The sequence below is a fragment of the Bacillus cereus group sp. BfR-BA-01310 genome, assembly GCF_022664325.1.
In the GTDB taxonomy this organism is placed as follows: domain Bacteria; phylum Bacillota; class Bacilli; order Bacillales; family Bacillaceae_G; genus Bacillus_A; species Bacillus_A paramycoides.
Window position 1 is genome coordinate 130,318 of sequence record NZ_JAKUHD010000005.1, and the last position, 13,936, is coordinate 144,253.

Below are 13,936 nucleotides of genomic sequence, written 5' to 3' on the forward strand. Positions count from 1 at the left end.
ATTAATATAACTATGCATACATAGGAGGGAACAGGATGAAAAGTCCTAATTTTCAATTAAGCTTACAAACTTCTAATCTAGTTATCGGTTTTATGGTATGGGTCATTTTATCATCATTAATGCCTTATATTAAAGTGGATATTCCATTAACTGCAGGACAAATTTCTATGGTCACAGCAGTACCCGTTATTTTAGGTTCTATTCTTCGCATTCCAATTGGTTATTGGACAAATCGTTACGGAGCAAGAAAATTATTCTTTATTAGTTTTATTCTCTTATTATTCCCTGTCTTTTATATTAGTGTTGCCAATTCTATGATGGATTTAATTATTGGTGGCTTATTTGTAGGGATCGGTGGTGCTGTTTTCTCGGTAGGGGTAACTTCTTTACCAAAATACTTTCCGAAAGAGAGTCACGGTTTTGTAAATGGTATTTACGGTGTCGGTAACGCAGGAACAGCAATTACTTCCTTCTTAGCACCTGTTATTGCAACTTCAGTTGGCTGGAGAACAACTGTACAGTGTTATTTAGTTTTACTTGCAGCATTTGCACTTATGAACTTTTTATTAGGCGATCGTAAGGAGAAAAAGGTGAATACACCATTAATAGAACAAATAAAAGGTGTATATAAAAATGAAAAACTTTGGTTTTTATGTATCTTTTACTTTTTAACATTCGGATCATTTGTAGCATTCACAGTATATTTACCAAACTTTTTAGTATCTCACTTCGGATTAGAGAAAGTAGATGCAGGTATGCGGACAGCAGGATTCATCGTATTAGCAACAATGATGCGCCCAATTGGTGGTTGGCTTGGTGATAAGTTTAATCCATTTAAAATATTAATCTTCGTATTTATCGGCTTAACACTATCTGGTATTATTTTATCATTTATGCCTAGTATGCATGTGTATACATTTGGTTGCTTACTAGTTGCATTTTGTGCAGGTATTGGAAATGGTACAATCTTTAAACTCGTTCCAATGTATTTCTCTGAACAAGCAGGGATTGTAAATGGACTAGTTTCAGCTTTAGGCGGACTAGGAGGGTTCTTCCCGCCATTAATTTTAACATTGCTATTCCAACTAACAGGTCATTATGCAATTGGATTTATGGCATTATCAGAAGTAGCACTTGCTTGTTTAATCATTACAGTGTGGATGTATAGCCAAGAGAAGCTGTTAGTGATGTTAAAGAATAATTAATAAGAAAAAAAGGATGTCTAGTAGAGGCATCCTTTTTTTACTTGAACAAAAGAGAATGAATTGTTTTATTAATAACAAGGCTCTTTTCGTAAATAATGTTGCTTTATTGCATAAGAATTTTATCCTTATTGATTTTATGAGATTTTTACGCATAATTGTAACTAAGGGAGATGATTCCAAGTTGAGTAAACAGAATATCAGCACAACAGTTTCAGGAGATTTAATTGTTACCCATCTAATTGGCAAGATAAAAACAGATGATGTTTATGAATGGTTTAATGGCTTTGAGCAGGTTTGTCAGCAATTCATTTCCGAGGGTCGGAAATACAAATTGTTGGTGAATAGAAAAGGATACACGCCAAATCATTTTTCTGTTCAAAAAGCATGGAAAGATAAGTTCTTCAATGAAACCATTTTGAATCACAGTAAGGCAATTGCGTTTCTTCTTGAAGAAGGGGAGATAATGAATTATTTACAACAATCCAATACAAAAGAATCTGTAAAATTTTTTGATGATTATGAACAAGCGCTAATTTGGTTGAATGAATATCCAATAAAAAACCTTTATTGAACCAGTTGCTCTCAATAAAGGTTTTTTATGCCGTAATGTTGCAGTTGTCATAAAATTCACTTGCTTACAAGTTTCCAACACCATTATTATTCTTCGCAGATTCTTGTCCAATTGCTTGTGCGATTCTAAAAAACGAAACCAAAACAAAAAGAACAAACGCCTCTAAAAAACGTTTGTCCAAAGTTAATTACTATTTTAGCTAAGAAATAGATTACAATTTGTGAGTACGAGAAAGTCTTTTTATAAGATTAGGAAGGACAGAAGTTAATTCTTGTTTCATACGCTTCGTAAACGATGGATCTTTACCTGAAGTTGAAATAGTTACAACATATTCATCATTTCGTATGACGCCAGGTGTGTGAAATGAGGATGCTGTACCATCACTTACAACGTTAACCCATTGGAAATCATGGGCGGCCTGTTTGACCATCAAATTTACAGTATGTTGATTTGTTGCCGCATAAATAAGGTGGGCACCTTTAATGTCATCATTAGTAAAAGTTTTTTGCTTCCATGTAATATAAGGAAGCTCCTTCATTTCCTCACAAATCTCTGGGCTAATAACTGTGACAAAAGCACCTGTATCTTTTAATCCAGCCGCTTTTCGATATGCAATTTTACCACCACCAATTATCACAACTACTTTTTGATCTAGATTAAACATAAGAGGGTACATGCTATACATACACACATTCCTCCATTCGTTCTAATAATGCTAACTTCATATATGTATCAAACTGAAGACAATTACAAGTTGTAACGTGATCATATTTTTTTGTGTGCAATTTAATTTTTTGAAGCAACAATCCAGTAAAGAGAAGGTACGGCATAACATATACATGGGAAGTATACGATGTTATATTTTTGAGCTCAGCGGTAAAAGAGGGAGTTCCTTTTGTTAAAAAGGAACAAGATACTGGCATACCGAGTTTTCTTTCGACAGCTGATCCAATTTGTTGTAACTCATATATGGGCTGAGGATCACTACTACCTCGTCCCACGAGCAGAACGCTACTACCTTGCATTGGCATAGTTTCACGTATGCGTTTTACTACAAGTTCAACCATACGTGGATGTGTACTAAAAGGTGGTGCAACTGAAAATGTTATATGTGGATATTCCTTTTGTATTTGCTCTATCTCAAAAGGAATATCGCGTTTATAATGAGCAGCTGCAAATAATAAAACAGGTACAATCATTATTTCAGTTGCTCCCTCTATTACCGCTTCTGTAACTGCATCTTGAATGGTAGGAGTTGTGAGTTCAAGAAAAGCTATTTTTTGAATCCTTTCGTTATGTTCTTTCATAACAGAGTGAATAAAGTGAATGAATTGTTCGTTACCTTTTTGTAATCGGCTACCGTGTCCAACATATACAATTCCTTTCATTGTGCCACCATATCCTTCTTCGTAATAATGTCTTGTAATTGATGATCTACATTATGAAACCCGACTTTATTCGCGTAGTGTAAAGTTGGAACGTCTGTATACGAGAAGGGAAGAGTAAGAATATGCATAAAGCCGAGACGTTTTACTTCTGCTAGAAACGTATCAATTGAAGCACGCCCTTCAAATACAATGCTATCCCATGAGAATTCAGAAAGCATACGTGAATGAATTTCATCGAAGCGATTATCAATTGTATACTCATGAGTCATCATATAAGAACCAGCACCAATTTTTTCTTGAATAAAAGCAATTCGGTTAATGTTTCGGCCTAAATAAATAGTAGAATGAGAAGAAAACTGTGCAGGTTTACTTAACAATCCATATTGCGTAAGCTTTTCTTGAACGGAAAGGTTCATATATTGAAGTTCCGCGTGTAAGGAACGAATATCTTTATGATGTTTACTGCATGATCGCATCAAGATTTCTATACTTTCAGCAGAACAAAATACAAGGCGATCAACGCTAAAAATCTCATTGATTTGTTCAGAGGTTAATGTGTATTCTTTCTTTTTGAAAGTTGGAATTTGATATATTTCTGCACCGCATTCTTGTAACATTTGTTTTATTGAACTTTCTTTATTTGTAGCAGCTGAAAATAATACTTTTTTACCGTGCAATGGTTTACGTTCTTTCCAAGCGATTTGATTACGTAAGGAAACGACATCACCAACAATCGTCATTGAAGGATTAGAAATATTTTCGTTTTTGACCACATGAACAATGGTTGAAAGTGTCCCTGTGACAACGCGTTGTTTGCCAGTTGTACCCCATTCAATGACTGCTACTGGCGTATCTTCTTTTTTTCCTGCTTGTAGTAAGTTTTCACAAATGGTAGGTAAGTTTTTTATACCCATGTAGTAGGCGATTGTGTCGCTATTGTGGGATGAATTATATTTTCCATGATCGGTTAAAGGACCTTTTGCATGTCCAGTTAGTAAAGTAACGCTATTACTGTAGTTACGGTGGGTGAGGGGGATACCTGCATAGCTACTAGCGGCGATGCTAGATGTAATACCTGGTACAATTTCATATGGAATGTTCGCTGCTGCTAAAGTTTCTGCTTCTTCACCAACACGACCAAAAATAGAGGGATCTCCGCCTTTTAAGCGTACAACGGTTTTTCCTTCTTTCGCAAATTGAAGGAGGTGGGCGTTAATCATTTCTTGTCGCATAATATGATTCTTTGGCATTTTTCCGCAATAAATAAGTTCACATGTTTCTTTTGTATAACTAAGAAAGGTAGGATTTAATAAGCGGTCATATAAGACGATATCTGCACGCTTTAAGTAATCTATCGCTTTTTTTGTAATAAGCCCTTCCTCACCTGGTCCTGCACCAACTAAATATACATATCCGTTCATATTCGCACCTCGTCTATTTTTATTTAATAAGGAAGCCAAGGGAGGCTTCCTTTTGTAAATTACATGTATATATAAATATCTCCGTCAATAACTTCTACATCATACGTTTGAATACAACCGTCATCAGGTTTTTGAACTTCACCTGTTATTAATGAAATTTTCCAATCATGTAGTGGACAAAAGACGAATTCACCGGAGACAATTCCTTCTGCTAATGGTCCATTTTTATGAGGGCAACGATTTTCTACAGCTCGAATATCACCATTTGAAAGGCGGAATAGGGCGATAGACATGTCTTTCATTTGCACCTCTTTACCGATTTGAATTGGAAGGTCTTCTGCACGCATAACTTTTATTTTTTCTTTCGTTTGTAACATATAATGCACGCTCCTTATTTTACAGTTTCTACTTCATACATCGCTTTTAATGATTTTGTTTCTAGTGCTTGTCCCCATGCTTCCTTATATGTGTTACGAGCTGTTTGGAAACGCTCATTTAACATAGTGACCATACTTGTATCTTGTAGTATTTCTTTAATGTGATCGAAGCCTAATCGTTCTGTCCAGTAGGCAGTGCGCTCCCCGTAAATACCAGTTTCACGATAATATTGTACGTAAGCTGTAGCGATGCGAAGGACATCGTCTTCGGTAGGGACAATCATTACAAAATCAGCTTCACGTACTTCCGTACCACCATTTCCTCCGATATAAAGTTGGAATCCATTTTCAACACACACAACGCCAAAATCTTTCGTAAGTACTTCAGCACAGTTACGTGGACAACCCGTTACACCCATTTTCATTTTATGAGGTGTATCTACCATTTCTAATGACTGCTCAAGGCGCATACCAAGTCCTAATGAATCTTTCGTACCGAAACGACAGAAGCGAGAACCAACACATGATTTTACATTACGAAGAGATTTTGAATACGCATATCCAGAAGTCATATTTAAATCAGCCCATACGTTAGGTAAATCTTGTTTCTTAACACCGTATAAGCCGATTCGACTTGCACCTGTAATTTTCACGAGAGGAACATCATATTTTTTCGCAACTTCAGCAATTTTCATTAAATCATCTGCTGTTGTAACGCCTCCGTACATGCGTGGAATAACAGAAAATGTACCATCATGCTGGATGTTACCATTCATTCTTTCATTAACGAAACGGGATGATTTATCATCTGCATACTCTTCCGGAATAGCCATACGTAAATAGTAATTTAAAGCAGGGCGACATTTTGAACATCCGTCTTCATGTGCAAAACCAAGTACATTTCGTACTTCTTTTGGAGATTTTAAACCTTTCTCATGAATTGTCGCTACGACTTCATCACGTGATAACGTTGTACATCCACACATACCAATAGATTGTGCAGAGGCATCAAAAGCATCTCCAAGTGTATGAGATAAAATTTGTTCAACAAGTGGACGACATTTACCACAAGATCCTGCGGCTTTCGTGCATCCTTTTACTTCTTCAAAAGTAGTTAATTCTTGTTCTAAAATGGCATGAACTATTGTGCCTTTCGTAACACCGTTACATCCGCAAACAGTGTCATCAGCACTCATAGTAGCAACGTTAAGTTCACTTTCTTCACCAGCTTTGTGAAGAAGGGAAGCTGCTGTATATTCTTGTATGTCTTCTTCTTTCTTTAACATGCTAAAGAGGCGTGTACCATCAGCGGTATCACCATATAAAACAATACCAACGACTTTATTGTCACGAATTAATACTTTTTTATAGGAACGTTTACATTCATCAAAGATTGATATTGCTTTCGTTTGATCATCTTCATAAATTTGGCCAGCAGAGAATAAGTCACAACCTGCAACTTTCAATTGTGTACCAACGATACTGCCCGCATATCCAGCAGTTTGTAAATGTGTTATATGTTTTGCTAATACTGCACCTTGGTCATAAAGTGGTGCAACAAGTCCATATGCAATACCGTCATGTTCTGCACATTCTCCAACCGCATAAATGGATTCATCATTCGTTTGCATATAGTCATTGACTACAATACCGCGATTTACAATTAAATCAGCATCTTTTGCTATTTGGGTATTCGGACGTATTCCAACAGCCATCACGATTAAATCACAATTTACAATTTCACCATCTTCAAATTGAATGCCCTCGACATGATCTGTTCCAAGAATCTTCACAGTTTTCTTTTCCATAAGAAATTTCATGCCTTGCGCTTCTAAATCTTCACGCAGTAAGGAAGCAGCTTTGGAATCTAGTTGTTGCTCCATTAAGCTCGGCATTAAATGAACAACATGTACATCCATCCCTAAGTCAATGAGGCCTCTTGCGGCTTCTAAACCAAGTAATCCACCGCCAATGACAACTGCTTTTTTATAGTCTTTAGCACTGTTTATCATAAATTGTGTATCTTCAATTGTTCGAAATCCTGTCACACCAGGAAGGGTGGAACCTTCAACAGGTAATATAAAAGCACTAGATCCTGTTGCAATAATGAGTTTGTCGTATGTAAGAGTACGATTTTTTTCTGTAACAATGACTTTTTCTTCTCGGTCAATACTTTGAACTCTTTCGTTTGTATATAAAGTTATTTCATTTTCTTTATACCAACTATATTCATTCATAATAATGTCATGCATATTTGTTTTGCCTTGAAGAACATGAGAGAGCATAATACGATTGTAGTTTGGATGCGGTTCATCTCCAAAAATAGTAATATCATATAAACTACTATCATGTTTTAATATTTCTTCCATACAGCGTATTCCAGCCATACCATTTCCGATCATAACCAAACGTTTTTTCATATTCATTTCCCCTTTTATGTGAAATGTTGAACAAATAATTATATTTCCATTATAGAAAATCAAAATATAGGGAGATGTGATATTTATCACATTTTTATAATGATTCACAAATTGTTAAAATTCGGATTTATATGAAGGAAGAAAAGAAAAGGATATTTGGTTATGTGGACAGATAGCCAGATTGAATTGGAAGTATAAAGGGGAGATGGATGCTTAATAGTCTATGGGGGACCACTGATTAGAAGTTTTATTTTATGAGAGAATACGTTTTTTAGTGGCATTAAAGAAGAGAGAAAGGAGGAATAATCAATTGGGAATGAAGAATCCTCCGTTGAGAAAGTTTCATTTTTTAAAGGATTTCTGCTTCTAAAGCATTAGGGTCAATTATGTAACAGCCATTTTCATCGAGAACAATTAATTTTCTTCGTTTTAATTGACTTATTGTACGACTAACTGTTTCTCTTGAGGATCCAATCATATTGGCGAGCTCTCGATTTGTAAATTGTGTTTTTAATGTATAAGTATCATTTATCTGTGTACCATTTGATTTACATAAACGAAGTAATAACATAATAATTTGTTCATACGTATCATGAAGAATTTGTTCTTCTAATCTGTTTTGAAGATCTACAATTTTTTCTCCCAAAACTTTAAATAATTTAATACATAATTCAGGATGCTGAATCAAAATTTTCTCAAAATCGGCGATTGGAGTAACGATTAATTGTGCAGTATCAATTATTTCGGCATGAGCTGGAAAGACACCTTGCCTAAAGAACCCAGCGTGTGGAAACATTTCGCCAGCTTGAAGTACAGCAACAATTTGTTCATTTCCAGTTGCATCTGTTTTTTGAATTTTAACTTTCCCTGAGTGGATAAAGAAAACACGGTCAAGTGGCTCACCTTGCATAAATACAAATGACTTAGATTTATATGTTCGTAAACTTGAAATATCTACAATAGGCAGTAGTTCTTCTTCTGAAAGTTCTTTAAAGAGGAAGACCTCTCGTAAATGTTTTTTAATCATTTCTTCATTCATAAATACAACTCCTTAATGCTAACTGATATATTTCTTCGATAAATTAAATTATATCAAGCTCTTCAGTGAAATAGTTGGGGGAAGTGTGAATGTTTTTTTACACAATGAAAAAGCAGGACATGAGTATTTATACTCATGTCCTGCGCTTTATTTATGCTATCGTAATTGCACGCGGAAATAAAATGTTATTTTCTAAATGAATATGCTCAAATAAATCAGATTCAAGAGCTTCAAGGCGCTGGTAAACAAGTCGATAAGTGCCGCAAGCTCCTTCTGGAGGTGTAAAGTCATTTGTCACTTTACGAAGTTCTTTAATAATATTGCCAGCATGATTATGTTCATTTTCCAACGCATCTACTACTTTACGTAATTTTGCATAGTTTTCATCAGTTGGATTTTGTTCGAATTCTAAAATTAATGGGAAATCTTCCGTTTCTTCTTTAATTAAATGCTGTTCTAATTCAATCTTTAGTTCATGAAATAGCTTATGAATTTGAGCTAAATGAGGCTGACCTGCCCCATGAACGCGTAATACTTTAGTCACATATGGACTTAACTGTGGCAACTCTTCATTTAAATAGCGATGATGCTTATTTATAACGTAATCAATCAATTCGCGATAAGAAGCAGTTTTCCAATCAATTTCAGATTCGTTTAATAGTTTCGTATTATGATAAAGAGTGTTTAACTCTGTGATAATCTCTGTTGCTGATAAATTCCGCTCATTAATAGCATCTATAAGTGGTCTATTACCACCGCAGCAAAAATCTATTCTATATGATTTAAAAAGATCACTAGCCTTTGGAAATTGTGTAACAATATCACCAATAATAGAAGTCTCAGTAAATGTATGCTCCATATGAATGCCTCCATAAAGTTTAAATTTAATATCTAAATGTAGAATAGCAGTAATTTAAAATCTATTTAGTGATATACATCACTTATTATGTGTTAATTACATCATTATTCGTTATGAAAGTAGTGAGCCGGAACTTTAAGAGGATTCTAATTCAAAAGGAGGGGGAAGTAATGGGACGTTTTGTACCAGAGACGAAGCCCGTGGATTTAGAAGTGGAAATTGAGGAAGTATAATAAAAAAGAAGCTCCTAATGAGCTTCTTTTTTATTATTATCTCTCACATGCGACTCCATCGCCATCACGATCAAGTTTAGAGCTATATCCTGGTTGACCTTTATATAAAGGAGCTTTTCCAGCATTTTTAACTTCAGTACAATTTTTGTAATATGTATTACTATTGCTTCCAGCAACTGGTTGTGTTTGACTTTGCTGTGCTTTTTGTTGTTCCTGTTGTACACGAGCTTGCTCAGCAGCCTGACGTTGTTGCTCTTCTTGTTGTTTACGGGCTTGCTCAGCAGCTTGACGTTGCTGCTCTTCTTGTTGTTTACGAGCTTGTTCTTCAGCTTGACGTTGCTGCTCTTCTTGTTGTTTACGAGCCTGTTCTTCAGCTTGACGTTGCTGCTCTTCTTGTTGTTTACGAGCCTGTTCTTCAGCTTGACGTTGTTGTTCTTCTTGCTGTTTATGAGCTTGTTCTTCAGCTTGACGTTGTTCTTCTTGCTTACGAGCTTGTTCCTCAGCTTGGCGTTTCTCATCTTCTTGTTTACGAGTTTTTTCGTCCGCCTCTTTCTTTTCTAATTCCTTTTTCCTTTCGGCATCTTTTTTCTCTTCATTATTAGAAGCGACTTGTTTATTACTTGTTGTCGTTTTTTCAGATGAAGGACCTGAAATACCTAATAGCGCAACGAAAATGACAAATAACACAGCGGTAATAATAAATTGTTTTTTTGCTACACCTGTTTTCTTAATAACAGATAATATGGCAAGAACAAGGAAGAATATAAATAGAACGAAACTTAAAATAGTAAAAAATTCGATGACTGGGTGATCAGATTTTGTTGTGCCGGTCACCATTAAGACAATTGAAATCATAAAAAGAATAACGGTAAAACGACCATATTTTATCGCCTTACCATTTTTCTTAAAGAATGAAATAATACATAAGATTAAAAGAATAAAAGCAATAAAAAATAAAGCTGTACCAATATTACTCAAAACTGCCATTTCAATACCTCCATTTGTAAGATTTGCCCTTTTGATTATATAAGAATTCATTGGGATTAACAGGGTTTCTAATAAAATAAAAAAATTTATATTATTTTTAATAGATAAACAAACAAAAAATAAATATTTTATATATAAGGAAAAATGAATTTAACTCCTATTATCTTTCGAAAAGATTTTCATAGATTATAGTATCTCGTCTGAAAGAAGGGGATTTGAATGGAATTTCAATTGTTAGTGAATTGCGTGTTGCAAGAAGGTAATGCTTACTTTTTAGTAACGAAAGTAGATGATGTTATTACGTTAAAAGTACCAATTACAGCAGGAGTATCAGGTTTATTTTTAGCTTTAGGTGTACCAAAATACTCTTAATTTAAATTTTAATAGTAAAAGGATGAGGGACAATCCTTACCCTTTTACTATCGCATAATTTTGTTATGTAAACTAATAAGGGGTATGCCGTCTTTTTTATACTAATTTTGCAATAGCACGTTTAAAACAGACATGCATATACTATAATGTTTCATTAGCTTTTTATAATGAAATATAGATTTAAAAAGTGTATTAAAAATAGAGGGGATACTCTTTATATTTATGAGAATAAATGAGGCGCTAGTATACTATGACATTCCAGTCGCATTGCGAAGAGAATGGTTTTTAATAGAGTTAGCGCACTTAACAAAAAAATATGGAATTGAAATTGCAACTAGTAATATAGAAGATGCACCATTTTTAAGAGATCAAGTTACAGAATTGAAAATCGGAGCTGGTTTACATTACGATAAATATGATGATGAGTACATCATCGAGTTTTAAACAAAGAAGCTGCGTATAAAAGGTTATTAAAGAGACCTTTTATACGCAGCTTTTTGTAAAGAGAAAGCTTTGTTGAGAAATATTTAATGCCCTTATTGCAAAAAGGAATGGATGATTATTTAGAGAATATCGTTGGATAAGAAAGGAATGTCGTTATTAATTTCTTATTCAAATGTATCACAAAAATAATTGATTAAATAGTTTTTTAACAATAGGTATTTACTGAAATGATAACGTTTTCTTTCGGGACGAAAAAAGGGGGATTTTAATGGGGATTATGAAAAGATGTATCGTATTACTTATTGTACTTTTTATTATGAGTCCGATGGTTATTGGTACAAATATACAGGCGGAGGTTGTAAAAGAGCTTAAGACCGGATTTCCAGATAAAGAAGTATTTACTCCTGGAGAATGGTTTTTAGGTCAGAAGCCAGCTAATTATGATGAGAATAAACCACCAATTCTCTTTGTGCAAGGAAGAAATGGTAATGCGGATAGTTGGTATGGAAAAACAGTGTATCATGATATAAATGATATGTACGATTATGCAGTAAAAGCAGGCTATCAAACTGTATTTATTCAATTGTATGATGCTGCAGGGAAAGGGTCAGCGAGTCAGTGGGACAATGGAAAATTGTTAGCGCAAAAACTTGAAGAGATTTATAATCATTTTGGTAAAAAAGTAAATATTGTAGCTCATAGTAAAGGTGGTATCGATACACAAGCTGCTTTAGTTGGATACGGAGCGAATCGATTTGTTGGAAATGTTATTACACTTGCCACTCCGCATTATGGATCAAATTTAGCGGATTTATCATATAGTTGGTGGGCAGGATGGCTTGCTTCTATATTAGGTCAAAAAGATGATGGTACGTATTCATTACAACTAGGTGAAATGGCAAAATTTCGATCTACAATAGATAATAATCCTGCAGTTAAGTTGAACCGCTACTTTACGGCTACTGGGACAAGTTGGGGACCTGTATTTTCAGCATTATCTATGGGCGGACTGTATTTAGCATCATACGGTTCTAATGATGGATTAGTGAACGAATGGAGTGCTAAGTTGCCGTATGGAACACATTTATTTACAGATTCAAGATTTGATCATGACAATATACGGAAAGGTTCGGCTGTTTTCGCAAGAATTGAACCATATTTACGTACAGCAAATGTAGCAGTACCAGCTTTATTAGCTCCGAGTTATAGTTCAGATGAAAAGGTAGAACAATTAAACACAACTTCTAATCAAAATATTTTAGGAGGAGAATTACAACAAAATCAGTGGATAGGGCAAACTGTTGTGGTAGACAAAAAAGCAGAAGGAACAGTCTCAGTTTTAACTGCCTCTTCAGATGTAGAAACACAACTTATATCTCCAAAAGGAAAAGTTTATACAAATAAAGATAGTGCTTTAGCAATTGGTGAAGGTGAATCTTTCTTTAAAGGAGCGACTATAAGAACATTTAAATTTGATAAAATGGACGTAGGAGAATGGCAAGTTAAAATGATGGCGAAGCAGCCGAAAGATGCATATTTAATTGTAACTGATTACAAAAAAGAAGCCCCGTTCGTCCTTCAAATGCCGGCAAAAGTCAAATTAGATAAAACAGATTATAAACTAAAAAAATCACCTACAGCTCCTGAAATGAAAGGTGACCTTTTAGTAACAGTAAGAGTAATTAATAAAGAAGGGGAGCTAGTATCTGAATCAAATGAATCGCAAAATATAAATACTAATACGTTTACAGGCGCTTTGAAAAACGTAAAGCAGCCAGGCGTATATAACATTACGATTGATATAAAAGGGATGAATAAGGAAGGACAGCCTTATAATCGTACGATTGTTAAGTCTGTTTATGTGGAGAAGTAAGAGAAATAAACATATAGAATTAAATAAAGTGAAACTTTAATCAATAAGATATATTAGTGTGAACCAGGAGATAATGAATAAAGCGGGGACTAAGTTTGAAATTTAGTCCTCGCTTTTTATTTATGTAGTTGAGCAGGAAGAAGACAAAAAGTATCGAATGAATGTAATTATACAGTACTGTTTGCTTTTGGTAGGAATAAAGATACGTTAACTATTTTTCAAACTGTAACGAAAAGCTAATAAATAATAGAGGGAGCAACTTACATGGAAAATATATTAAAGGTATCCTCAAAATCAAGTCCAAATTCAGTTGCCGGTGCAATTGCGGGTGTACTAAGAGCAAGTGGCAATGTAGAAATCCAAGTGATTGGAGCTGGTTCTTTAAATCAAGCGATTAAAGCAATTGCGATTGCAAGAGGTTTTGTAGCTCCAAGTGGCATTGACTTGGTTCTTGTTCCAGCATTTCAAGAGGTTTCTATCAATAATCAAGAAAGAACAGCAATCAAATTAATTGTAGGTCCTAGAAAAAAGAGGTCCTAATAGAAGGCGCTAGTATAAGCGGATTTGAAAAGTTTGATAGAATGAAGTGATCCAAAAAAGTTAGACACGTTATTTCATTTGGAAGTTCCTTGGGCATGGACCCGGTATTGTACCGGGCTTATGTCTTTTAAATGTGTTTCAGCTAGCCCCGAACATAGCACCAATAATGGAAAAGAAGGGGTGGGAAATACTTACAAGTATAAAAAC

General features: G+C 34.7%; 14 protein-coding genes and 1 pseudogene. 7 read left to right on the plus strand and 8 right to left on the minus strand.

Going from position 1 to position 13,936, the window contains the following annotated elements:
* Positions 1-35 precede the first annotated feature (35 nt).
* Positions 36-1,205 carry a nitrate transporter NarK gene (gene narK, locus MR109_RS13200; RefSeq protein ID WP_048372500.1) on the plus strand — a complete coding sequence of 390 codons (1,170 nt, stop codon included), beginning with the start codon at positions 36-38 and terminating at the stop codon, positions 1,203-1,205.
* A 55-nt stretch (positions 1,206-1,260) separates the two neighbouring features.
* A complete protein-coding gene (locus MR109_RS13205) occupies positions 1,261-1,776 on the plus strand; it encodes a SpoIIAA family protein (RefSeq protein ID WP_033718908.1) in 516 nt (171 codons plus the stop codon).
* A 211-nt stretch (positions 1,777-1,987) separates the two neighbouring features.
* Here the strand turns inward: MR109_RS13205 and MR109_RS13210 are convergent, their stop codons facing one another.
* The 7 genes from MR109_RS13210 to ric form a co-directional block, all read right to left on the minus strand.
* Positions 1,988-2,461, minus strand: a complete 474-nt coding sequence (locus MR109_RS13210; RefSeq protein ID WP_002171627.1) for a precorrin-2 dehydrogenase — start codon at positions 2,459-2,461, stop codon at positions 1,988-1,990.
* Positions 2,454-3,164, minus strand: a complete 711-nt coding sequence (locus MR109_RS13215) for a sirohydrochlorin chelatase (protein WP_242272318.1) — start codon at positions 3,162-3,164, stop codon at positions 2,454-2,456. The genes MR109_RS13210 and MR109_RS13215 overlap by 8 nt, the downstream gene beginning before the upstream one ends.
* Entirely contained in the window at positions 3,161-4,585 is a 1,425-nt protein-coding gene (locus MR109_RS13220; protein WP_242272320.1) for a uroporphyrin-III C-methyltransferase, read from the minus strand. The genes MR109_RS13215 and MR109_RS13220 overlap by 4 nt, the downstream gene beginning before the upstream one ends.
* Positions 4,586-4,644: 59 nt before the next feature.
* Entirely contained in the window at positions 4,645-4,962 is a 318-nt protein-coding gene (nirD, locus tag MR109_RS13225; protein WP_071720209.1) for a nitrite reductase small subunit NirD, read from the minus strand.
* Positions 4,963-4,976: 14 nt separating this feature from the next.
* Positions 4,977-7,382, minus strand: a complete 2,406-nt coding sequence (gene nirB, locus MR109_RS13230; RefSeq protein WP_242272323.1) for an NADPH-nitrite reductase large subunit — start codon at positions 7,380-7,382, stop codon at positions 4,977-4,979.
* Positions 7,383-7,731: 349 nt separating this feature from the next.
* On the minus strand, positions 7,732-8,421 hold the full coding sequence (locus tag MR109_RS13235; RefSeq protein ID WP_242272325.1) for a Crp/Fnr family transcriptional regulator: 690 nt from the start codon (positions 8,419-8,421) through the stop codon (positions 7,732-7,734).
* Between the two features lie 151 nt (positions 8,422-8,572).
* Positions 8,573-9,280, minus strand: coding sequence for an iron-sulfur cluster repair di-iron protein (gene ric / locus MR109_RS13240; protein ID WP_025151124.1), 708 nt, complete (start codon positions 9,278-9,280; stop codon positions 8,573-8,575).
* Between the two features lie 104 nt (positions 9,281-9,384).
* Here ric and MR109_RS13245 point away from each other — a divergent pair.
* Positions 9,385-9,513: pseudogene (locus MR109_RS13245) on the plus strand (glutathione peroxidase); the annotation flags it as partial.
* A gap of 36 nt (positions 9,514-9,549) precedes the next feature.
* Here the strand turns inward: MR109_RS13245 and MR109_RS13250 are convergent.
* Complete coding sequence (locus tag MR109_RS13250; RefSeq protein ID WP_242272327.1) at positions 9,550-10,500, minus strand: excalibur calcium-binding domain-containing protein; 951 nt, start codon at positions 10,498-10,500, stop codon at positions 9,550-9,552.
* Between the two features lie 219 nt (positions 10,501-10,719).
* On the opposite strand from MR109_RS13250, the gene exsG reads away from it, so the two are divergent.
* The 4 genes from exsG (at position 10,720) to MR109_RS13270 (ending at position 13,729) form a co-directional block, all read left to right on the plus strand.
* Positions 10,720-10,872 carry an exosporium protein ExsG gene (exsG, locus tag MR109_RS13255; RefSeq protein WP_002171635.1) on the plus strand — a complete coding sequence of 51 codons (153 nt, stop codon included), beginning with the start codon at positions 10,720-10,722 and terminating at the stop codon, positions 10,870-10,872.
* A 222-nt stretch (positions 10,873-11,094) separates the two neighbouring features.
* Positions 11,095-11,316 carry a hypothetical protein gene (locus MR109_RS13260; protein ID WP_242272329.1) on the plus strand — a complete coding sequence of 74 codons (222 nt, stop codon included), beginning with the start codon at positions 11,095-11,097 and terminating at the stop codon, positions 11,314-11,316.
* 268 nt (positions 11,317-11,584) lie between these two features.
* On the plus strand, positions 11,585-13,189 hold the full coding sequence (locus tag MR109_RS13265; protein WP_242272332.1) for an esterase/lipase family protein: 1,605 nt from the start codon (positions 11,585-11,587) through the stop codon (positions 13,187-13,189).
* Positions 13,190-13,453: 264 nt separating this feature from the next.
* Positions 13,454-13,729, plus strand: a complete 276-nt coding sequence (locus MR109_RS13270; protein WP_002171638.1) for a stage V sporulation protein S — start codon at positions 13,454-13,456, stop codon at positions 13,727-13,729.
* Positions 13,730-13,936: the final 207 nt, after the last annotated feature.